At 62.7% G+C, this 22,495-nt stretch carries 15 protein-coding genes; 3 read left to right on the top strand and 12 right to left on the bottom strand.

From position 1 onward, the window contains the following. Positions 1-51 precede the first annotated feature (51 nt). Positions 52-534: a GlcG/HbpS family heme-binding protein gene (locus tag M2267_RS23150; protein WP_255380998.1), complete on the top strand. Its 483-nt coding sequence runs from the start codon at positions 52-54 to the stop codon at positions 532-534. A gap of 197 nt (positions 535-731) precedes the next feature. Here the strand turns inward: M2267_RS23150 and M2267_RS23145 are convergent, their stop codons facing one another. The 8 genes from M2267_RS23145 to cyoA all read right to left on the bottom strand — a co-directional run bounded on the left by M2267_RS23145 (position 732) and on the right by cyoA (position 15,533). Then, positions 732-2,930: a TonB-dependent siderophore receptor gene (locus M2267_RS23145; RefSeq protein ID WP_429117464.1), complete on the bottom strand. Its 2,199-nt coding sequence runs from the start codon at positions 2,928-2,930 to the stop codon at positions 732-734. A gap of 174 nt (positions 2,931-3,104) precedes the next feature. Beyond that, positions 3,105-3,989 (bottom strand): helix-turn-helix domain-containing protein, encoded by an 885-nt coding sequence (locus M2267_RS23140; RefSeq protein ID WP_429117462.1) that lies wholly within the window; start codon positions 3,987-3,989, stop codon positions 3,105-3,107. Between the two features lie 116 nt (positions 3,990-4,105). Next, complete coding sequence (locus M2267_RS23135) at positions 4,106-10,048, bottom strand: putative Ig domain-containing protein (RefSeq protein ID WP_429117459.1); 5,943 nt, start codon at positions 10,046-10,048, stop codon at positions 4,106-4,108. A gap of 508 nt (positions 10,049-10,556) precedes the next feature. Next, complete coding sequence (locus M2267_RS23130; RefSeq protein ID WP_429117456.1) at positions 10,557-11,309, bottom strand: SURF1 family protein; 753 nt, start codon at positions 11,307-11,309, stop codon at positions 10,557-10,559. A gap of 22 nt (positions 11,310-11,331) precedes the next feature. Further along, positions 11,332-11,736, bottom strand: a complete 405-nt coding sequence (cyoD, locus tag M2267_RS23125; RefSeq protein ID WP_043621262.1) for a cytochrome o ubiquinol oxidase subunit IV — start codon at positions 11,734-11,736, stop codon at positions 11,332-11,334. After that, positions 11,733-12,353, bottom strand: coding sequence for a cytochrome o ubiquinol oxidase subunit III (gene cyoC, locus M2267_RS23120; RefSeq protein WP_429117454.1), 621 nt, complete (start codon positions 12,351-12,353; stop codon positions 11,733-11,735). Before cyoC ends, cyoD begins: the two co-directional genes overlap by 4 nt. Before the next feature lie 4 nt (positions 12,354-12,357). After that, the gene (cyoB, locus tag M2267_RS23115) at positions 12,358-14,361 is read right to left on the bottom strand and encodes a cytochrome o ubiquinol oxidase subunit I (RefSeq protein WP_429117452.1); all 2,004 of its coding nucleotides are present in this window, start codon (positions 14,359-14,361) and stop codon (positions 12,358-12,360) included. A gap of 80 nt (positions 14,362-14,441) precedes the next feature. Continuing rightward, positions 14,442-15,533, bottom strand: coding sequence for a ubiquinol oxidase subunit II (cyoA, locus tag M2267_RS23110; protein ID WP_429117449.1), 1,092 nt, complete (start codon positions 15,531-15,533; stop codon positions 14,442-14,444). A gap of 327 nt (positions 15,534-15,860) precedes the next feature. Between cyoA and M2267_RS23105 the strand changes: the two genes are divergently transcribed. Further along, complete coding sequence (locus tag M2267_RS23105) at positions 15,861-17,186, top strand: MFS transporter (protein WP_043621273.1); 1,326 nt, start codon at positions 15,861-15,863, stop codon at positions 17,184-17,186. Positions 17,187-17,306: 120 nt separating this feature from the next. Here the strand turns inward: M2267_RS23105 and M2267_RS23100 are convergent, their stop codons facing one another. The 4 genes from M2267_RS23100 to cmoA all read right to left on the bottom strand — a co-directional run bounded on the left by M2267_RS23100 (position 17,307) and on the right by cmoA (position 20,934). Continuing rightward, entirely contained in the window at positions 17,307-18,623 is a 1,317-nt protein-coding gene (locus M2267_RS23100) for a sensor histidine kinase (protein WP_429117446.1), read from the bottom strand. A gap of 4 nt (positions 18,624-18,627) precedes the next feature. Further along, on the bottom strand, positions 18,628-19,281 hold the full coding sequence (locus M2267_RS23095; protein ID WP_192449928.1) for a response regulator transcription factor: 654 nt from the start codon (positions 19,279-19,281) through the stop codon (positions 18,628-18,630). A gap of 138 nt (positions 19,282-19,419) precedes the next feature. Continuing rightward, positions 19,420-20,154 (bottom strand): methyltransferase family protein, encoded by a 735-nt coding sequence (locus M2267_RS23090; RefSeq protein WP_429117444.1) that lies wholly within the window; start codon positions 20,152-20,154, stop codon positions 19,420-19,422. A 12-nt stretch (positions 20,155-20,166) separates the two neighbouring features. After that, positions 20,167-20,934 (bottom strand): carboxy-S-adenosyl-L-methionine synthase CmoA, encoded by a 768-nt coding sequence (gene cmoA, locus M2267_RS23085; protein WP_402322839.1) that lies wholly within the window; start codon positions 20,932-20,934, stop codon positions 20,167-20,169. A 238-nt stretch (positions 20,935-21,172) separates the two neighbouring features. Here cmoA and M2267_RS23080 point away from each other — a divergent pair, with 238 nt between their 5' ends. Next, positions 21,173-22,471 (top strand): S41 family peptidase, encoded by a 1,299-nt coding sequence (locus tag M2267_RS23080; RefSeq protein ID WP_429117441.1) that lies wholly within the window; start codon positions 21,173-21,175, stop codon positions 22,469-22,471. Positions 22,472-22,495: the final 24 nt, after the last annotated feature.

The following is a 22,495-nucleotide window of genomic DNA, read 5'->3' as shown; positions in this document are numbered from 1 at the left end:
GGGCGGCGTTCCGCAATAACCTTTCCATATCAACAGGAAAGGAACCCATTGATGATCCGCAATATCGTGCTTGCAGCCGCTCTTCTCGCTCCCGTTGCCGCCACCGCCCAGGAGCTTCCGACCGCTGCCTACCTGCCGCTCGACATGGCCGTCAAGGCTGCCGACGCAGCACTGAAGGCATGCGCCGCAGAAGGCCACAATGTCAGCGTCGCGGTCGTTGCACGTGATGGTTCGACCAAGGTTCTGCTGAAGGCCGACAATGCCGGCCCGCACACCGGAAACAGCGCCCAGGGCAAGGCCTTCACCTCGGCGGCCATGGGTCGCGACACGGCTGGCCTCGGCGAGTTCATTGCTTCGAAGCCCGCCAACGAAGGCCTTCGCGACATGGACGCACGCATGGTCATCCAGGCCGGCGGCGTGCCGATCAAGTTCGGCAAGGCGCTCGTCGGTGGCATCGGTGTCGGCGGCGCGCCGTCGGGCGATGTTGACGCGAACTGCGCAACTGCAGGCCTTGCTGCAATCGGCGCGAAGTAATTCGCTCCAAAGGAGGCTCCCGCCCTTGAAAAGGCGGAGGGCCTCTCCATCTAAAGGCCACTACCCGTTTCGAGTGCTCTCAGTCGTCGGCGCCTTTGGCGTGCGATAGCGGCACTCCGGGTTGAAAACAGGGCGCTCCCCAACACGGGTTGAGCGCCCTGTTTGCTTCTGGCAGATCGTCGATCAGCCGACCGGTCTCACCAGGTCTTGCTGAGCTTCAGCGTGACCGTGCGCGCATCGCCATATCCGCAAACAAGCAGGCCGCTGCAGCCGCTGACATAGTCCTTGTCGAACAGGTTGGTGACGTTGAGGGCAGCACCCCAGCCATCTTTCTCGTAGCGCAGGGCTGCATCGAAGACCGCCGATGCCGGCACCTTCTTGGTGTTTTCCTTGTCCGCCCAGCTCTCGCCGCGATAGCGCACGCCGGCGCCGAGGCTGAGGCCTTCCAGCGCGCCCTGCTGCACCGTGTAGTCGAGCCACAGCGAGGCCTGTGTATCGGGCGCTAGATAGGGCGCCTTGCCGATCAGCGCCCGGTTTGCGTCCTCGGTCACCTCGATATCCATGAAATCGAGACCCGCAATCAGCTTCCAGCTTTCGTCAAGATTGACCTTGCCTTCGAACTCGATGCCGCGGGAACGGACTTCACCGGTCTGGGTGGAGATGCTGGTCAGCGGGTCGGTGACGAGAGCGTTGCGATTGGTCAGCTGGTAGATGGACGCCGTCAGCACGCCGTCAAAGAAGGTCGGTTCGTACTTGATCCCGGCTTCGAACTGCTCGCCCTCTTCCGGCTTGGTGTTGCCGGTCGCCGTTACCGCCACGACCGGATTGAAGAAGGTCGCGGCGCTGACGTAGGGGGTGAGGCCATTGTCGAATTCATAGGCAAGTCCGGCGCGGCCGCTGAGCGCGCCTTCGCTATAGTCGAAGCTCGAATTCTGGGTCGGCACCCAGAAGGTCGGTCCATTGTCGGTTTTGGTGTCGACATAGTCGTAGCGGCCGTTAAGCGTCACGAGCCAGCCATCGCCGAAGCGGATCTGGTCTTGCGCGTAAACGCCGAGCTGCTGCTGCGTGATCACCTGGTTGATGTAGATGGCGTTGGCTGGCTGCGGCGCGCCATAGACCGGATCGGTGGCGCTGATCGGCGTTCCCGCCGACGACGCCTGGACGTGGTCCAGCCGGAAGAACTTGTAGTCGAGACCAACGAGGAGCGTATGTTCAAGCGCTCCCGTCTCGAACTCGCCTTCAAGCCGGTTGTCGACGGCAAACGTATCCACCTTCGAGGTCGCCTCGAAGCCGAGGCGATAAAGCAGATTGCCCGGGGTCGCCGGCGTGTTCGAAACCGGGAAAGGAAGGCTCGGATCGTAGTAGCCGTAGGTGTAAGGCCCGTTTTCGTGCTTGTAGAGATGGCCGTAGCGCAGGTTCTGGCTGAACTGCCAGCCGCTGTCGAACTCGTGCTTGAATTCGTAGCCGAGCATCTGCTGCACGTAGGTTCCGGTATCGATGTCCGGTTCACCGAAGAAGGCCTTGCGATCGATCTTGCCGAAGGATGCGTCGACGACGGAGCCGTGATAGGGCAGGAAGCCGCCGCCGGTATGGACCTGATCGAGGCCCTGCAGCAGGCCGTAGACGGTCAGGCTGGTCGCATCGTCGGGCTGGTAGGTGATCTGCGGCAGAATGAAGCCGCGCAGATCTTCCGAGTGGTCGACATAGTTGTTGCCGCCGGAAACCTTGCCGGTGACGCGGTAGCTGATCGCGTCGTCCAGCTGTCGGTTCACGTCGATGCCGAGAAAGGCATTGCCGTTGTTGTTGATGCCGGTCTCGACATAGGTCGAGTTCTCCGCCTGCGGCCGCTTGCTGATGAGGCTGATGATGCCGCCCGGATTGGCGCCGCCATAGAGCACGGAGGCCGGACCTTTGAGCACCTCGACACGCTCCAGCATGAAGGGATCGATCTGGAACCCACCGAAACCGTAGGAGAAGAGGTTGAGACCGTCGAGGAAGACGCCGGTCTGCGTCGCGTCGAAGCCGCGAATGTAGAACCAGTCGGTATCCGGGTCGACGCCGAAGGGCTCGGCCATCACGCCCGGCGTGTAACGCAACGCCTCGTCGACCTTGTTGACAACGCCACGGTCGTCAAGCTCCTCGCGTCCGATGACGGAAACGCTCTGCGGGATTTCGGCGATCGGCGTTGCGGATTTCGAGCCGGTGGTTGTTGCCTTGGCGACATAGCCATCGACCGGCCCGGTCGCATCGCTCTCTGTCCTGGCGCTTGTCGCCTCGATCGTTTCCAACCTCGTCGCCGGTGCATCCTGCGCGATAGCTGCGCCCGCCGCCAGAACCGCGGCGACCCCGCTTGCCAGCCATTCCGTAAGCCGTATTGCCTTGCCTCTTACCATCATCTGTCTGTCATCTCACCCGATCGACCGCAGGGCCCTTCCAGGCGACGCGGCTTACACCCTCTAATAAGATGAGTATTTATATCAACTATTCGAGCAACTCTTGTCGCGATCGGCGGAAATTGAACGTTCCTGGGCTCTTTACTGCGAACAACTGCTTTGGAAGATGGCACTTGCTCAGGCCGTTCGGTTGCGCTTCCACGCTGCCGGCGTGGCACCGACGACTTTGCGGAACACCCGGGTGAAGTGCGCCTGATCGGAGAAGCCGGTTTCGGCCGCAACCGTCGTCAACGACGCCTCGTTCTTCAACAACAATTCCTTGGCTCGCTCGACCCGTGCATTGGTCTGCCACTGGTGCGGCGCCATGCCGGTCGACGCCTTGAACGCATGGCTGAAATGCGACTGCGACAATCCGGCAAGGGACGCCAACTCCTCCAGGCGGATGTTGCGCCCCCAGTTCTCATCGATGTACTCGACCGCACGGCGAAGCTGCCAGGCGGCAAGCGGGCTGCGTTTGCGGCCATCGTTGCGGTTGAGTTTCATCAGGTCGATGAACAAGGCGACCGTGAGGCCATCGCCGTAGAGATCGTGCAAAGGCTGCGGGTTGACGCATTCGGCGGCGATCAATTGCGCCAGTTGGAGAAAGCGATCGTCATGAAACATCAGCCGCGGTGTGTCGCAACGCCCGGCATCAAGATCTTCCGCCAGGCGTCTGCTGAGGACATCGAGATTGAAATGCAAATCGAGGTGGCGGATGCGCCTGACATCGACCATGTCGGCCCAGATTTCCATGCCCGCCGGAATATAGGAAAGCGCCTGCTGTTGCGCGTTCGCAACCGCGCCGCGCCCGTCGGGCGAAAGTCTGACATTGCAGCGGCTACCGCCCTCGGCGTCGAGCACGATGAACATGCGCGGATCATCCGAGAAATAGTGGCCACCTGCCCCCGCCTCGCACTCGACGTCCCAGACATCGGCGATGATGCCGTTCCACTCCCGCCGATTGAGCCCGCCGATCACCTTGAACCCGGAAATCTTGTTCTGCATCCGCGGTTGAAACGACATCCAGGCGTATCCAATGCTCTAGGGACGAGGCGACGCCTCCGGCTAATTCCTTCCTCTATTACTCATCTTTAATGTTTTGCGGAAGCCCCGTCGATAAGGCGACGGGGCCTCCGCCGTCAGAACCGGACGCGTGCACCGACTTTGGCACCGGCGGCTTGCGAACCGTCGCCCTCGATGTTGAACAGCAGCGAGAAGTCGAGGTCCCAGTTGTCGTTATTGGAAAGCGCCAGCCCGGCCGAGACCCGGCCAAACAGGCCTTCGCCATCGAGCGAGGCAAAGCCGACATCGGCGCCGATCGTCGGCGACAGGATCAGGCCGTTTTCCAGCTCCAGCGTCCGCTCGACATCAAAGCCGATGCTGAAGCGCGCCTGTTCCTCGATGAAGCCCTTGAGGTCGATCGTCTCCCCAAGCGCGTTCTTGACGGTGTAATCGTCGACCTCTTCGTTGAAGTAGACGGCTCTCAGCTTCGGTGTCAGCACAGTGATCTCGTCGAGCTGCCATTCGCCGGTCAGCTTGACGTCCGCCATCCAGCGGGTCGTGTCGAAGGTGCCGGTGAAGATGCCGGTGTCGATGTCGTTCGACGAGCCGCCATAGAGCAGGTTGGCATCGAGGAAGACGCCCTGGCCGATCTCGAACGAGGCATAGGGACCGGCGAGCCAGCCGTTGCCGGTCAATTCGGCATCCTCGTCGGTCGGATCGCTCATGTAGTCGTAGTGGAACGACAGGCCGACCAGCGCCCGCTCGTTGACGAGATAATCGGCGCCGATCGAGAACAGGGCGAAGTTGCCCCACTTGTCGCTGTCGTCATCCTTGTCCTTGTGGAACAGGAAGCTGCCGTCCATCCAGACGTCGAAGGGCCGGTCGGTCGCGACGAAAGTCTGGCCGGCTGCTGCCGCGTCGGCGGCATCGCGCGCCGCCTGAATCTGCGTGAGGCTGGTCGAGAAGCCAAGGCGCGCACCCCGTTCGGACGGTGCGACAGCCGTCGTCACCGGATCGGTGCTTGCCGCCGCCCGCCGGCGCTCGATCAGCCCCGGAACCTTGACCGTCGACGACAAAAGGCTCTGCCGGTTGCGCACGAAATCGTGTACCAGCCCGTCGATCTCCTCGCCTGCTGCGACACGGTCGAGCGCTATTCTGTAAGTAACCCGGCCGAGATTGGATGCGCCGAGCGCGCTTCTCAAGGTGTAGCTGACCACCGCCGAACCGGAATAGGACGGATTCGGCGTGAACTTCAGATAGAAGCCGACCGGCGTGAAGCTGCCGGCGGCGGCAAGCTCGCCCTCGATGATCTCGGCCGTGCCGGCAAAGGGTGGCGAGACCGAAGCAACCGCTGCGTCGGTGAACGGACCGCCGGTGGCGCCACCGTTCAGATAGACATCCTTCGGCGCCGAACCGGCCGGAACCTCGACGACGACATTGGGCACCGTCACCGCGCGGGCGTTGAGCTTCAGCGCATAGGCGGCCGAACCGCTGGCGCCGCGGCTGTCGGTCACGCCGATCACGAAGCTGTAGGTGTCGGGCACCGCATCGGCTGCAACCGGCCCCGTGAGTTCGCCGGTGGAGATGTTCAGCACCATGCCCTTTGGCAGGGAACCGCTCTTCAGGCTGTAGACCAGCGCGCCGGTGCCGCCGGTGGCCGAGATGCGTTGCGAATAGGCCTCGCCGACCATCGCGTCGGCAAGATTGCCGGGCGCAGGCGTAAAGACGAAGCTGGCGGATGCCACGGCGATCCGATAGCTCGCCTGCCCTGTCGCACCATTGGCATCGGTCGCCGTCACGGTGAAGCTAAAATCGCCGTCGGCTGCCGGCCGTCCCGAAATCGCCCCGCTTGATCCATCCAGCGTCAAGCCACCGGGCAGAGCACCCGACGTGACGACGTAGCTGTACGGCGCCATGCCGGCGCTGGCGGCAATGCTCTGGCTGTAGGAAACACCGGGCACGCCGTTGGCCAGCGTCCCGCCTGCCGGCGTCAACACCAACACCGGCGGCGAGACCGTGACCGAAACGGTGGAAGGCGCCGACGTGCCGGTGGCGTTGGTTGCTGTGTAGGTGAAGCTGTCAGCACCGGAGAAGCCGGCATCAGGCGTGTAGAGGATCATGGTCCCCGTCGCCGTGGCCGCGCCATGCGCAGGCGCCGTCGCGATTGCGACAGATGTCGCCGCCCCGCCCGTCAGATTGAGGCTGACGGCGTTTGCGCTGGAGTTCGCAGCAACGGTCGCAGTTGCTGGACCGGCCGATGGCGCCTGGACGGCAACCGCGAGACTATAGCTTGCGGTGCCCGTCGCATTGTTGGCGTCGGTCGCCGTCACCGTGAACGTTGCCGATCCATCGGCGGTCGGCGTTCCGGACAGGCGGCCGTCGGCTGCCAGCGTCAACCCCGCCGGAAGTGCGCCGCCGGTCACCGCATAGGTGTAGGGAGCGGTTCCGTTGGCAGCGGTGATCGTCAGATCATAGGCATCGGCAACCGTTGCACCAGCAAGCGCACCCGCAGCCGGCGTGAAGGCGAATGTCGGCGGCGACACCGTCACCGTGACCGTCGCCGTGGCGGATGTGCCGGTCGTATTGGTTGCCGTATAGGTGAAGCTGTCAGCGCCTGAGAAGCCAGCCGCCGGCGTGTAGCTGAACGTGTTTCCAGCCACCGTGGCCGTGCCATGCGATGGGGCCGCTACGATGGCGACCGAAGCGGCCGCCCCGCCCGTAAGATTGGGCGAAATTCCGTTGGCCGACGAGTTGGCGGCAACGGTTGTCGTCGTGGCGCTGGCGATCGGCGCCTGGATGCGAACCGTCAGACTATAGCTGCCGCTGGTTGCGGTCGCGCCATGGGTATCGGTCGCCTGAACCGTGAAGGTGAAGCTGCCGTCCGCAGTCGGCGTGCCCGACAGCGTACCGGCCGCGTCGAGCGAAAGTCCGGCCGGAAGCGCGCCGCTTGCCACGGCGTAACTGTAGGGCGCCGTGCCGCCATTGGCCGAGAAGCTCTGGCTATAGGCCGTTGCCACGGTTGCGATCGGCAAGCCGCCGGCTGCCGGCGTGAAGGCGAAGATCGGCGCGGAGACGAGGAAGGACTGGCTGACATTGGACGCGGCCAGGTAAGCGGTGTCACCGGCCTGCGAGACCTCGATGGTGCAGGTGCCGCCATTGCGGAATGTGACATCACCGGTGGACGTGACGACGCAGACGGGCGTCGTCAGCGACTGGAACGTCACCGGCAGAGAGGAACTGGCGCTCGCCGAAAGCGTGACCGGCGTTGCATAGTCCTGCGAGCCGGGATTGGCAAAGGTGATCGTCTGCGGTGCCTTGGGCGTCACCGCGTTCGACGCGCTGGAAGCTGGTCCCGTGCCGGCACTGTTGGTCGCCGTTACCGTGAACGTATAGCTCGTGCCGTTGGCCAGGCTGCCAACCGTGATCGGGCTCGAAGCTCCGGTCCCAACAAACCCACCGGGATTTGAGGTGACGGTGTAACCGGTGATCGATGCGCCGCCGGCGCTGACCGGCGCGGTAAAGGTGACCGACACTTCGCCGTCGCCAGCCGTCGCCGTGGCCACCGTCGGGGCGCCCGGAACAACCGCATTGACGGTAAAGCTCTGGGTGACCGTCGCCGCAGCCAGATAGGTGCCATCGCCGCCCTGGTCCGCAGCAATCGCGCAGGTCCCTGCGCTGTGGAAGCTCAAGCTGCCACCCGGGGTGATCGTGCAGACGGCCGCGGTCGAGGATGTGAAGGCAACAGGCAAACTCGCGCTCGACGATGCCGTCAGTGTCGGCGTGGTGTCGAAGTTCTGCGCGCCTGGATTGACGAAGGTGATCGTCTGCGTTGCCTTCGGCGTAACAGCGTTCGAGGCGGCCGACGCTGGCCCCGCGCCGGCGCTGTTGGTGGCCGTCACCGTAAACGTATAGCTGGTGCCGTTGCTCAGACCCGTCACCGCGATCGGGCTCGAAGACCCGGTCCCGGTGAAACCACCCGGGTTCGACGTCACTGTGTAGCCGGTGATCGTCGCGCCTCCAGAGCTCGCCGGCGCCGTAAAGGCGACGGAGGCCGAAGAGACATCGGCGGTTGCCGTTCCGATCGTCGGTGCGCCGGGCACGACGGCATCGACCGTAAACGTCTGCGAGACCGTCGGTGCAGCGAGGTACGTCCCGTCGCCCGCCTGGTCCGCCGCGATGGTGCAACCACCGGCCTGTTGGAAGGTCAGGTCACCCTCGGGCGTCACCGTGCACACGGCTGTGGTCGACGAGGTGAAGGCAACCGCCAGGCTGGAGCTCGCCGTCGCCGTCAATGTTGGCGTCGTGCCGAACGCCTGCGCACCGGGATTGGCGAAGGTGATCGTCTGTGCGGATCGCGGCGTAACCGCATTGGAGGCGGCCGATGCGGTGCTTGTCCCGACGCTGTTGGTGGCGGTCACGGTGAACGTATAGCTCGTGCCGTTGGTCAGGCCTGGCACCCTGATCGGGCTCGTCGTATCCGTGGCCGTCATGCCCCCGGGGTTCGACGTCACGGTATAGCCCGTGATCGTCGCGCCGCCGTTCGATGAGGGAGCGGTGAACTCCACATCCGCATAGCCGTCACCCTCCACGGCCGCGCCGATGGTCGGCGCGTCGGGCACGGTCGGCGCAACGTCGAGGGTGAAGGCCCGGCTGCCGGTCGCGCCATAGGCGTCCGTTGCCGTCACGGTAAAGGTGACGGCGCCGCCGGTCGTTGCCGTGCCCGACAGGACCCCGTTGGTCGCCAGCGTCATTCCGGCGGGCAAGGCATTCTGCGTTACGGCGAATGTGTAAGGGCTTGCGCCGCCTGACGCCATAAGTGTTTGTGAATAGGCGGTGCCAGCCGTCGGATCGAGAAGCGTCGTTGGCGAGACGACGATTGTCGGGGCGGCGATGGTGACGGAGAATGCGCGCGAGGTGGTTGAGCCTTCGGGATCGGTTGCTGTCACCGTAAAATTGAACGGACCGCTTTGAGTTGGCGTGCCGGAAACGACGCCGCTGCTGGACAGCGATATGCCAGCGGGCAGCGCCCCCGCGGTCCGCGCATAACTCAATGTGCCCGATCCCCCGGTGGCACTCAGCGTTTGCGCGCCGTAAGCCTGGTTGTAGACCGGGTTTGGCAGCGTCGTCGTCGAGATCGCGATCGGTGCGTAACCGACCGAATTGTCGGTGCTGGTGGATGCGTCGTTGGTAAAGCCGGCCACGCTCGTAGCCTTGCCGGCGGGGATGGACACCACGACTGTGCCGGCCTGCGTCATCCCGCTGACCGAAACGGTGTAATTGGCGCCCGAACCCGAGACGCTTGCCGTCGTTGCGCCGGCAGTGCCGGAAATCTGGACGTCGCCGGCGGTAAAGCCGGTAACGGATTTGTTGAACACCACATCGAAAGCGATCGACGTCCTGGCGCTGGGATCGGATTGCGAGGACGCCTGGTTGATCGTGACTGTCGGCTTGGTGTCGACCCAATGGGTGGCGCCGGTCGCTGTGCCGGTGCTGCAGCCGCTGCCGCCACCGTAGCTGGCGGAGACGGCGTGTTGGCCGAGCGTCAGAGACGATGTCTGGAAAGTCGCAGACGAGGCCGTGCTGACAGGCCCGGTCGGGGTCAAGCCAAGCGTCGTCGACTGCGATCCGATCGTGATCGTCACGCTTCCGGGCGGTGACTGGCCGGCGTTGCAGCCCATGGAGGATACCGTGGCGGTTACAGATACCGGATCTCCGGGAAGCGACGGATTGGGAGAGGAAACCACGTCGAGCACAACCGGACCACCGCTTGCCGCGCGCACGACGATCGTCGGGCTGGTGGCGGTGAATCTCTCGTTGCCGCCGATGCGCCCTCCGGCGAATTGAACAAAGTCGGAAAACTGCCCGGACATCACGTCATTGGCATCGACCCGATAGGAGCCGGTACAGGTTATCGGCGAAGTGCCGCTACCGACCGGACCGCATGAAACGGCAACCCCCTTGATCGCGCTGGTGGCGGCATCAACACCTGTAATCGTGTAGGATCCGGGATTTATCACATAGGTGAAATTGATCGTGTCACCGAGCGCATTGAATGTCGTGGGGTTCGCGGAAATTTGCACGGATTGAGCCGAGGCGCCGAAAGCCGAAGCCAACAGCATGGCCATTGCGCCGAAAAACGACGGAAAAGCTCCACGCAAAAAAGCGGACGAAAACGATCGTCCGTCCGTGGCGTTGCCAGCCCACAGCCCCATGAACACCCCCAAAAAATGCCGGGCCCCACCCGGCGGAGGCAGCTAATGAAGCGGCGGGGAGAGAGTCAATCTTGCAACTCTTCATTGTTGCAGAAAGCGCGATGCGAACAATCTATGTGGCTAACTTGCCACAGTTTTTGACGTCTGGAAGGTCGATTTTCGCCGTTTCCGGGCGCACCTTACGCGCATTACAACTCATGGTGATTACGGTTTCTCGGTCGATGCTGTTACCGAACTTTCAGCACATGACGGACCAGAATCACCGACCCATGCGCGTCTTTACAGCCCACCGCCCGCTACAGCCCCCTCGGCAACCGTCTGCCGTGGCCGGAATCGTGAACGACACCAACGCACGGTGGCGCGAGCTGACGCCTCACTAATGTGAACTCATCGACCTTCGACGGACGATGTATACGCCCACCACGCTCATCGCCGCAAGTGCATACCAGGTCAGCGCGTAGACGAGGTGGCTGTTGCGGAAGCTAACGACCGTGAGGCCGCCGATCGGCAAGCCGCCAGGGTTTTGCGTCGCGTCCGCATCGATGAAATAGGGGGCGACATCCGTCAGCCCTTTTGCCGTCGCGATTGCCGCGACATCGCGGGAAAACCAGCGATCGCCTGCGGGATCGTTGGATCGAAGAAAGGCGCCGCTCGGTTCGCTGATGCGCAAAAGCCCGGTAACCCCGGTCAACCCTAGTGCTTCGCCTTCCGCGCGGTCAGCCCGATCACGCCGGTCGGCAGGCACGAAGCCGCGGTTGACGAGCACCATCGTGCCGTCTTCGCGGTGCAGCGGCGTCAGCAGCCAGACGCCGGCGCCCCGCTCGGTTACGGCCTGCACCAGAACAGATTTGTCATGGTCGAAAGTGCCCGTCGCCGTGACGCGAAGATATTCGTCCTTTTCCCGGGTGATGCTGTCCCAATCCGGCCGCGCCGGGGCCGGCACTGCTGCCGCATGCACGCGCGCATCGACGCGAGCGATCAGGTCCAGTTTCCAGAAGAGCCGCTGGATCTGCCAGGTCCCGAGCGCGACAAAGACGACGGCGAGAAACAGGAGCGCGCCCGTCAGAAGGAAACGGGCGCGGGAGGACGCCTTCGCACCCTCTCCTTTCACGTCGTGGCCGCCGGTCATGTTCGCGTCCGCCCGCCCCTGATCAGGGCATGTTCTTCATCATCTCGTGGGTCATCGGCATCATGTTCGTATTGAGGTGATGCATGACCCAGAGCGAACCGGCGAGCGCGATGCCGACGATGATGATCGTGAAGATCAGCGCCATCAGCGTCCAGCCGCCTTCCGAACGGGCGTTCATGTGCAGGAAGTAGATAACGTGCACGACGATCTGCACCACGCCGATGCCCATGACGAGCACGGCTGTCAGCAGCTTGCTGTCGAGCACGCCGCCCATGACCAGCCAGAACGGGATGGCCGTCAGGATCACCGACAGGATGAAGCCAGTCATGTAGCTCTTGAGCGAACCATGCCCGGCAGCGTCGCCCGGATGGCTGTGCGCGTGGTGAGGCTCGAACGCGCTTTCGTGGCCAGGATGCTGCGAACTCATCCGAGTACTCCCAACAGATAGACGAAGGAGAAGACGCCGATCCAGATGACGTCGAGGAAGTGCCAGAACATGGAGAGGCACATCAGACGACGGCGGTTTTCCGGATTCAATCCATGTTTCTTGACCTGCACCATCAGCGTGATCAGCCAGATGATGCCGAAGGTGACGTGCAGACCGTGCGTGCCAACCAGCGTGAAGAACGAGGACAGGAAGGCCGAACGCGTCGGACCAGCACCCTCGTGGATCAGGTGGTAGAACTCATAGAGCTCGAGCGCGAGGAAGATCGCGCCGAACACGCCGGTGACGCCGAGCCAGAACAGCGTCTCCATCTTGGCGTTGCGCTCCATCTGGAGCATGGCAAAGCCGTAGGTAATCGACGAGAACAACAGCATCGCCGTGTTGATGGCGATGAGGTTGAGGTCGAACAGGTCGGCCGGCGCCGGACCTGCCGCATAGTTGCGGCCGACCACGCCGTGCGTGGCGAAGAGAACGGCGAAGATCAGGGAGTCGCTCATCAGGTAGAGCCAGAAGCCCAGCATGGTGCTGTGCTCCGGGTGATGATCTTCCTTCAGGTAGAACTGCGGCTTTTCTGTTTCTTGGACTTGGGCTTGGCTCATCGTTTCAGATCCGTTCCGCAAGCAGCTTCGAGCGTGCGTCTTCCGTCGCCGCGACGGTTTCCGCGGGAATGAAGAAATCACGGTTGTAGTTGAAGGTATGACCGATGGAGACGGCGATCAAAGCGACGAAGGATACCGCCGCCAGCCACCAGATGTACCAGATCAACGCGAAGGCGAGCACGACGCTGAGGCCGGAGAGAATGACGCCCGTGCCGGTGTTCTTCGGCATGTGGATCGGCTTGAAGCCTTCGAGCGGGCGTTCGTAACCGCGGCTCTTCATGTCGTACCAGCTGTCGTGGTCGTGAACGACGGGCGTGAAGGCGAAGTTGTAGTCCGGTGGCGGCGACGAGGTCGACCACTCGAGCGTGCGGCCATCCCAGGCATCGCCCGAGGTTTCGCGCAGCTGGTCGCGACGCAGGAAGCTGACGACGAGCTGGATGATGAAGGACGCGATGCCAATGGCGATCAGGATCGCACCGAAGGCGGCGATGATGAACCAGATCTGAAGCGACGGGTCTTCGAACTGGCTGACGCGACGGGTAACGCCCATCAGGCCGAGCACATAAAGCGGCATGAAGGCGAAGAAGAAGCCAATCTGCCAGAACCAGAAGCTCATCGCGCCCCAGAAGTAATCGAGCTTGTAGCCGAAGGCCTTCGGCCACCAGTAGACGACGCCGGCCATCAACCCGAACAGCACGCCGCCGATGATGACGTTGTGGAAGTGGGCAATCAGGAACAGCGAGTTGTGCAGCACGAAGTCCGCCGGGGGAATTGCCAGCATGACACCGGTCATGCCGCCGATCACGAAGGTGACCATGAAGCCGATCGTCCACAGCATCGGCAGTTCGTAGCGGATGCGCCCGCGATACATGGTGAAGAGCCAGTTGAACATCTTTGCGCCCGTCGGGATCGAGATGATCATCGTGGTAATGCCGAAGAAGGCGTTGACCGAGGCGCCCGAACCCATCGTGAAGAAGTGATGCAGCCACACGAGGTAGGACAGGATCATGATCACGCAGGTGGCGTAGACCATCGAGGTGTAGCCGAACAGACGCTTGCCACAGAAGGTGGCGACGACCTCGGAGAAGATGCCGAAGGCCGGCAGGATCAGGATGTAGACTTCCGGGTGGCCCCAGATCCAGATGAGGTTGACGTACATCATCGGATTGCCACCAAGGTCATTGGTGAAGAAGTTGAAGCCGAGGTAGCGGTCGAGCGACAACAGCGCCAGGGTTGCCGTCAGGATCGGGAAGGTCGCGACGATCAGGATGTTGGTGCAGAGTGAGGTCCAGGTGAAGACCGGCATCTTCATGAACGTCATGCCCGGAGCGCGCATCTTCACGATGGTCGCAATCAGGTTGATGCCCGACAGAGTCGTGCCGACACCCGCCACCTGCAAGCCCCAGATGTAATAGTCGACACCGACGCCGGGACTGTAGTCCGCGCCCGAGAGCGGCGGATAGGCGAGCCAGCCGGTGCGCGCGAATTCACCGACGAACAGCGACATCATGATGATGACCGCGCCGCCCGTCGTCATCCAGAACGAGAAATTGTTGAGGAAAGGGAACGAAACGTCACGCGCGCCGATCTGCAGCGGCACGACATAGTTCATGAAACCGGTGACGAAGGGCATCGCCACGAAGAAGATCATGATCACGCCGTGCGCCGTGAAGATCTGGTCGTAATGGTGCGGGTTGAGGTAGCCCTCGTTGCCGTTGAAGGCGATCGCTTGCTGCAGGCGCATCATGATCGCGTCGGCAAAGCCGCGCAGAAGCATGACGATCGCCAGGATGATGTACATGATGCCGATCTTCTTGTGATCGACCGATGTGAACCACTCGTGCCAGAGATAGGCCCAGAGCTTGTACTTCGTGATCAGCGCAACGATCGCCAGGCCACCGACGGCCACGGCCGCGAAGGTCACGACAAGGATCGGCTCGTGATAGGGTATCGCTTCCCAGGTAAGCCGCCCGAAGATGAATTGCGTGAGGCTGGTGTCACCAAACATGGGTCTTCCAATATGTCTCGAATTGCGGCCCAAAAGGCCTTGGCGCTCGCTGGATCGAAGCCTGCGAGCGCGCGAAAGTCCTACTGCGTCTTGTGCATGTCGTGGTTCATCGGCTCTGCCGATGGTGCAGGCTGCTCTTCCTTGACGCCCTCGGCCGGTTCCTCGCTCTTGGCGGGATTGCCGGTTTCGGGGAAGGTCGCAGCCGGTGCGACCGCTTCGGTCACACCGCCCACATGGCGGTTGTCGTGCTCGAGCTTGGCCCGGTTCTCATGGCTTTCGACGCCAGCTCCGCCCATCATGTCGATGTGCATCATATCCTTCATGCACATCTGGCCTTCGCGCACGCACATGTTGAGAACGGCTTCATAGAGGCCGTCATCGACGGAAGCGTAGTAGCGCACCGGCTCCTTCACGCTCGGCTTTTCGAGCTTCAGGTAGGCGTCGCGATTGAGCATCGTGCCGTTCTGCTTGACCCGGGCAACCCAGGCGTCAAAGCCGGCCTGGTCCACACCGTGGAACTTGAAGCGCATGTGCGAGAAGCCGTCGCCGCTGTAGTTGGACGAAAGGCCTTCGTATTCGCCTGGCTTGTTGATGACGGCGTGCAGCTTGGTCTGCATGCCGGGCATGGCGTAGATCATGCCGGCGAGCGCGGGAACATAGAACGAGTTCATCACCGAGGAGGCGGTGATCTTGAAATTGATCGGCACGTCGACCGGCGCCGCCATCTCGTTGACCGTGGCGATGCCGTACTCCGGATAGAAAAACAGCCATTTCCAGTCGAGCGCGACGACTTCAACCGTGATCGGCTTCATCTCTTCGGTCACCGGGCGCGCCGCATCGATCCGATCGAGCGGTCGATAGGGGTCGAGCTTGTGGGTGCTGACCCAGGTGATCGCGCCGAGCGCGATGATGATGGCGAGCGGCGCCGACCAGATGATGACTTCGAGGCCGGTGGAATGGTGCCATTCCGGATCATACTTAGCGGCCGTGTTCGACTGGCGATAGCGCCAGGCAAAGAACAGCGTCAGGAAGAGGACGGGAACGATGATCAACAGCATCAGGACCGTCGAAATAACGATCAGATCCCGCTGCTGAGCGGCGATGTCACCGGAAGGCGACATCACCACCATGTTGCATCCCGAGAGAACGGAGAGCAACAGGACGGCAATCATCGATCGTCCGGCTAAACTGTATGGCTTCGGCATTGCGGCCTCAACTTGCGTTTTGTCTAGTCGGCATTACTCGGGCATGATCGCGCATGGAAGTGAGGTCCATCGTCGCAGCGCAACATTTTGCCGCAGTGCAGTGAGGACCGTATCGCTCTATGCGCGTTTGTACGGGCGCAAAGGCTTATTGTCGGTTCGATGCCGGCTGTTCCAGCGAACGTTAGGCACGAACTCGAATGAGGCATGTGCGCATGTACGTGCACGGCATTCTTGATATCAGACGCCAATTGGTCAACACTCTAACGACAAGACGTTCGTTCGTCGGAGAAATTCATGGTTTCGGTCGCTAACCCAACATCGTCTGGTCTCGAACGGGACGCACGCCGCATTCACGAGGACGACAAGCCTCTGTCCCCCGGCAGCATCGCCATCGGCGTGGTCATTGGGCGAACCTCGGAGTTCTTCGACTTCTTCGTCTACGGCCTCGGCTCGATCCTCGTTTTCCCGAAGCTGATCTTCCCGTTCGCGCCCAATGCGGTCACCGCGACGCTGATGTCCTTCGCGCTGTTCCCGCTTGCCTTCCTCGCCCGCCCGGTCGGTTCCTTCGTCTTCATGTGGGTCGACCGCAACTACGGGCGCGGCACGAAGCTGACGATCGCACTCGTCATTCTCGGTGGCTCGACGGCGTCGATCGCCTTCCTGCCCGGCTATGACACGATCGGATATTGGGCCGTGGCGCTCCTGGCATTGTTCCGGCTCGGACAGGGCTTTGCGCTTGGCGGCGCCTGGGATGGCCTTGCATCGCTGCTGAACCTCAATGCGCCGCAGAATCACCGTGGCTGGTACGCGATGATCCCGCAGCTCGGCGCGCCGATCGGTTTTGCGCTTGCGAGCATCCTCTTCGGCTACTTCGTCAGCAACCTTTCGCAGGAAGATTTCCTCGCCTGGGGCTGGCGCTATCCCTTCTTCGTCGCCTTTGCGATCAACGTCGTGGCGCTCTTTGCCCGCCTTCGCATCGTCGCCAGCAAGGAGTTCGGCGCCGCCATGGAAGCCAAGGAGCTCGAGGCACGCCCAATCTTCGAGATGCTGAGCAAACACAGCATCGACGTCGTGCTCGGTGCCTTCGTGCCGCTTGCAAGCTTTGCGATGTTCCACCTCGTCACCATCTTCCCCTTGAGTTGGGTGACGCTCAACGGTGGCCAGTCGGCCGCAGAGTTCCTCTGGGTTCAGGTCGCCGGTGCTGTCGTCGGTGCCATCGGCATCGTCCTTTCGGGCGTGATTGCCGACCGGGTCGGCCGCCGAAACCAGCTGATGATCGGTGCGATCCTGATCGCGATCTTCAGCTTCTCGGCTCCCTTCCTGCTCGATGCCGGCGGCAAGGGCCAGGACGCCTACATCCTGATCGGCTTCGCCATCCTCGGCCTTTCCTTCGGACAGTCCTCCGGCGCCGTCTCCTCGCGCTTCACCCAGTACTACCGCTACACGGGTGCCGCTCTGACTTCGGATCTCGCCTGGCTCGTCGGTGCGGCCTTCGCGCCGCTCGTGGCGCTCGGCCTTGCCAGCAGCTTCGGCATCATCTTCATCGGCGGCTACCTGATTTCGGGTGCAATCTGCACGATCGCCGCGCTGAGCCTCACCCGGGCGCTCGACCAGCAGTAAGGTCTAGAGGCAACCGGGGTGCGTTCCAGGCGTCCCGGTTGCTCGTCCTTCCACCGCGTCGCCGTCATCGATAGCCACGAAACACTTGGCTAAGACACCGCCGGGTTCACCGGCGGTCCCTCAAAGGCGGACTTCCACCTCAAAACCCTGCGTTCTGCCCCGCGCCGGCGAAGTGATCCGCAATTCGCCCTGCATCTGCTCGACCAGCCGCTCAACGATGGCAAGGCCTAGCCCTGAACCGGAGGCCTCGGTCGGGCCGCGAACGAAGCGTTTGGTCAGGTTGGCGCGGACGTCGGCGGCGACGACAGCGCTTTCGTTGGTGACGCGGATACCCATCGGGTCGACATGGAGATCGACGCGGCTGCCCGGCGGGCTGTGGATCAGCGCATTTTCGAGAAGATTGCGCAAAACGATGGCAAAGGCGTCCACCCGGATCGGGCGTTCGAGCACGGTGCCCTTGGCGACCTGAACATTCAGGCGGTTGGCGCCGAGCGCCGAGCGCTCCAGGTCCTGCATCACCACCATCAAGACCGGCAGCAGATCGTGCTGTTCGTCCGAAATGGCAATCTCCGCTTCGGCGCGCGACATCTGCAGCAGCTTCTCGGCAAGCCGGCTCAGATGCACCAGCGCCCGTTCGATCTGGGCGGTTCTCGGCTGGTATTCCGGCGGCACCTCGCGCGCCAGCCTCTGGGTTTGCGCGAGCGCACCGGCAATCGGGGTCCGCAGTTCATGGGCGCTGTTCGATGTGAACTCCCGCTCCGCCTCCAGGCCTGCCTTCAGCCGGGCCAAAAGCAGGTTCACGGAACGGGCGATCGCGCGCAATTCACGCGGCAGCGTCGCCTCGTCGATCGGCGCCAGGTTGCCGCTGTCCTTGGTCAGGATATCGTCGCGCAGCTGCGAGACGGGCGACAGCGTGCTGCGGACGACGAAGACGATCGCAAGGATGCTGCCCGGTATCAGGACGAGCAACGGCAGAAGCAGCGCCGTCCCGCCTTCCATCAGCGCCTCTGTCCGATGCTCCATCGCATCGGCAACCTGCACGTAGAGCGACCCGTCGGTGGTTCCGGCCGTGTAGATTCGATGGGTTGCGGTCTGCGAGAAGCCTGTCGCAAGGGGAACGGCAAAGGGCTCCGGCGCGCCGTCGTCAAACAGGACACGGCCGTCGCGGTCGCGCACCTGATAGGTGAGATATTGCGCATTGAGCGCCGGTGCCACGACGGAGGCTTTTGGCGCGCCGTCCGCCGCGTCCCTGGCGACGTCGGCGGCGACGATCTGCAACAATCGCTCGGCCGTTTCCTGCACGCCGCTGTCGAAGATTTCGGTGAACTCGTCCTGCATCACGTAGACGCCAAGTCCGAGCGCAACGAACCAGAAGAGGGCAACGATGCCGGTAAGGGCAATCGCCAGTCTGCGGGTCATGCTCCTCTTGTCGGACATGCGATCACCTGAGGCAGTAGCCGAGGCCACGCACGGTCTCGATCCGATCGGGCCCGATCTTCTTGCGCAGGCGGCTGATATAGACCTCGACCGTATTGCTTTCGATCTCGGCGCCAAAGGCGTAAAGCGCATCGTGCAGCTGCGCCTTGGACACGAGCGCGCCGGGATGCGCGACCAGCTTGTCCAGCACGGCCCATTCGCGGGCGCTCAGGTTCTGACTGTCGCCGTTGACGGCGATCTTGCGGTGAACCTGGTCGATCTCGATACCCGGCAGCTTCACCGTCGGCGCGGCGTTGCCGGTGTAGCGCCTGGAAACGGCCAGCATGCGGGCCGTCAGTTCATTGAGGTCGAAAGGCTTGACCAGATAGTCGTCCGCGCCGCTGTTGAGCCCCTCGATCCGGTCGGATATCTGGTCATGCGCCGTCAGGATAATCACCGGCGTGCCGTCGCCACGTGCGCGCAGCGAGCGCAGAAGCATCAGTCCATCGCCGTCGGGCAGCCTGAGATCGAGCAGGATCAGTCCGTAGGTTACCGTGTCGGTCGCGGCCACCGCATCGAGGACGCGCTTGAACCAGTCCACCGCGTGGCCGGCCGCGGCGACATGGTCGCGCAGCGCCTCCCCCAGAACCTGATCGTCTTCGACTAGTAGGACTCTCAAGATATCACCGGACACTTGTTCGTCCTTGCCTAGGGTCGATCGGGGATGGGCGTCAAGTCCTTGAGCGGCCAAGCGGAGAAATGCGGTGACGGCGGCCCGTCTCGGCCGCCGCCCTCGAGGCGCAGAAAAGCGAGGATTTCAGGAGGCGACGGGATCGCGAAAGGCCCCGCGCCGCTTCTTGTAGCTGATGACAGCCGTCGCGATCCCGACCAGCGCCATCGCGCCGCCGAGAACAGCCAGCACGCCGGCATTTTGGCTAGACGACTCGTAGGTCGCGAACTTGTACATCTCCGTCGCGAGCACTGCGATCATGGCCGCCGAGACGGTCGAATAGTCCTTGCCGACGACACGCCTGATGTTGAACGTCATGCCTTCCGTCGACTGGCTGAAGTTGGAGAGGCGCAGCATCCAGCGCGGGACATCGCGGCAATAGGCGCGATAGGCGTCGCCGAAGGTGCGAAGCAGGAAGGCCTCCTCCGCATAAACGATGCACTGGTACATGAAGGCAAAGAGCCCGATACCGATCACGATGAGCAGCGGGTTGCCGTGCAGCAGAAAGACGCCGGAGTAGAGCAACATATTGCCGACATAGAGCGGGTTTCGACAAACGCCGAACATGCCCTCGGTCACCAGGTCCTTGGCGTAGACCTTCTTTTTCAGGCCACCACGCTGGATGTATTTGTAGCCGACGACCGTCGCCCGCAGTGCCAGGCCGGCCAGGATGACGAGAATCGCCACCGCATCCTTGGCCAGCGTCAGCAGCGGATTGTCCAACACCAATGCCGGCGGCGGCATCAGCAGGAACAACACCACGATGATCGCGGGGAACAACTGGTTGCGGAAGCGGAAGAGAAAATTGCCGATCGCGATCATGGTCTGTCCGTCCTACTTGATCGCGATAATGCCGCAGAAATTGTACCAGCGGAAAAACACTTCGACGCTGCGGAAGCCAACCTCCTTCAAAAGCTGGAAATTTTCCTCCAGGCGATAGGGAATGAGGACGTTTTCAAGCGCCTCGCGCTTCTTGGCGATCTCGATCTCGGAATAGCCGTTACGGCGCTTGTAGTCGTAGTAGTGCTCGATGAACAGGCGATTGAACGTCGAGTCCTCGCTGGTCAGCTTTTCGACGAGCAGCAGAGCGCCGCGCTCGTTGAGACCGTCATAGATCGAGCGCATGACCCGCTCGCGATAGAGGGGGCGCACGAACTGCAGGGTCAGAAGCATCAGGACGGCGCTGGCATTGTGGATCTCGATGCCCTGGTGCAGGTCGCCTCCCCTGAGGTCGATCGCCCGGTTGGAGTTTGCCTGGGCGATCTTTTCCTTGGCCTTCTCGATCATGTCCGGCGCGTTGTCGATGCCGACGAAGCGCACGGCAGGATCGACCATGGCGTCCAGCCCGAGCAGCGTCGTCGCCGTCGAGCAGCCGATGTCGTAGAGGTTGGTGTCGGCTTCGGCAAAGTCGCTGGCGAGCTCGCAGACCATCCGCTGGATTTCGCCGTAGTAGGGAACCGAGCGGCTGACCATGTCGTCGAAGACGGCGGCCACGGTGGCGTTGAAGGCGAAGTCGCCGACATTCTGGTCCGGTGCCGCGAAAACCTCATCCCGGCGGTGGCTGTTGTCGTGCACGTGTAGATGCGGGGCCTTGCCAACCATTCGCATTTTCCTTTCTTTTCCGGAGCACGCCAAAGGAGAGGGCAATCGCCTCTGTCCCCGGAGCGATCGATGCACCACACAAGCCACCCTAACCTGACACGAACCTGAAAGGTTTGGCCGCAGCGGGCTCGCCAGACTGGGGCACCGAGGAGCGGCATCACGGCGCGATCACGCGATTTTGCCGGCAGCTGCGCGCACTTTTGTCGATAATCGGCGGCACGGAACCGGAGCAAGCCGCATGCGCGCGAGACCAAGTTGCACAGCGTTGATCGCCAGCCTCGTCCTATCGATGACCGCTGCGGCATGGGCCGCAGAGCTGCCGCGCTCCGGCGAGCCGACATTCGACCGGGTGATCGAACTGGTGAATGCGAACTTCTATGACGGCAAGGCGCTCGATCACTTCAATGCCGCAGCGGAGGCTGAAATCGCGGATCCCGTGACGTCACTATCGAGGACGAGCCCCGCTTCGCGCGTCGATTCGGCGATCACGTCCGTCCTTGCAAGTCTCAAGGTTTCGCACACCGGGCGCTTCAAGACCGACACGATCGACTATTTCGAACTCGCCGACATTTTCCGCTTTGCCATCCGTGACGATATGCGGCGTCTCTTTCCGCCGGATGGCGCCGCGCGCTATCCCGGCATCGGTATGGTGACGACGGTTGAGAACGGTCAGCGCTTCGTCAGCGATGTCTATGACGGGTCGGCTGCGAAGAACGCAGGTCTGCTCGTCGGCGACGAGATCCTGTCGGTCGACGAGCAGGCTTATCGGGAGATCGGGTCCTTCGAAGGCAAGGTCGGCCGGTCGGTCGAAATCCGGCTCCGCCGCCACCGCGATGCGGAGCCATTGTTGCTGCAGGTTCCGGTGGAGAGTTTGCGGCCACTCCCGATGTTCGAGCGCGCGATCGAAGAGAGCATCGCATTGGTCGAGACCGGCGGCCGGAAGATCGGCTATGTGCGGCTCTGGACGCTTTCCACGCGAGACGGGCTCGATCTCGTCGCCGAGGCGCTTTCGAGCGGCCGCTTGAAGGATGCGGACGGGCTCGTCGTCGATCTGCGCGGCCGCTGGGGCGGCGGCCCGGCGGACGCAGCCGAGTTCCTGGTCGGTGGCACGCCGACGTTCCGGCTGATACCGCGTCGGGGAGAGGCCACGCTTGCGAATTTCCGTTGGCAAAAGCCAGTTGTCGCGCTGATCGACAGGGGAACCCGCAGCGGCCTCGGACTCTTCGCCTACACGCTGCGACAGCATGCGATCCCGCTCGTCGGCGAGAGGACGGCCGGTGCCCTGCTTGCCGGCCGAGCCTATGTCCTGCCGGACGACAGTCTCCTTGAGGTGGCGGTTTCGGATGCGGTCATCGGCGACGAGCTGCGGCTTGAGGGGGTTGGTATTGCGCCGGATTTACAAGTGGCGTTGCCGCTTGCCTATGCGGCCGGCAAGGATCCGCAGCGGGAGGCCGCGATCGCCGAGATGGTGCGACTGCTTCAAGCCACGTCGACGCCTCAAATTGCGCCGGCGCAAGAGCCAGCGGCAACGCGGTGACACTTGCAGTCATGCATGACTACG

This window comes from Ensifer sp. KUDG1, assembly GCF_050434285.1.
In the GTDB taxonomy this organism is placed as follows: domain Bacteria; phylum Pseudomonadota; class Alphaproteobacteria; order Rhizobiales; family Rhizobiaceae; genus Ensifer.
Note: the sequence above shows the minus strand (reverse complement) of the source record. Positions and strands in the feature narration are given on the sequence as shown.